Origin of the sequence: Streptomyces sp. BE303, from assembly GCF_036290945.1 — a bacterium.
In the GTDB taxonomy this organism is placed as follows: Bacteria; Actinomycetota; Actinomycetes; order Streptomycetales; family Streptomycetaceae; genus Kitasatospora.
In genome coordinates this window covers 1-428 of record NZ_JAQYWZ010000874.1, presented here as the reverse complement: position 1 = coordinate 428, position 428 = coordinate 1, and the positions used below count along the sequence as shown (strand labels likewise).

At 75.0% G+C, this 428-nt stretch carries 1 pseudogene; it reads left to right on the top strand.

Annotated features, from left to right (window positions below):
• Positions 1-428: pseudogene (locus tag PUR56_RS31280) on the top strand (type I polyketide synthase); the annotation flags it as partial.

Sequence of the window (428 nt, the reverse complement as noted above, 5' to 3'; positions counted from 1 at the left end):
GCGGGTGGGTCGGCGTTCGGCGTCAGCGGGCCGAACGCGCACGTGCTCGTGGAGGCGCCCCCGGCCGTCGAGTCCGCCGCCGTCGTGGCAGCGCTGCAACTTCCCTGGGTGCCGGTGCTGTTGTCCGGTACGGACGCGGCGGCGCTCCGTGCCCAGGCACAGCAGGTGCGACGTGTGGCCGTGCGGGATCTCCACGCGCGCGCCGCCGCGGGAGCGCGCCGTGCCGCGCTGGCCGATCGGGCGGTGGTGCTCGCCGGTGACACCGCGGGGTTGACGACCGGGCTGGGCGCGGTAGCTTCCGGGTCGGGTGGTCTGACGGGTGTTGCGGGTTCTGGTCGGGTGGCGTGCCTGTTCACGGGCCAGGGTGCGCAGCGAGAGTCGATGGGCCGGGGCTGGTACGAGGCGTTCCCGGTGTTCGCGGACGCCTT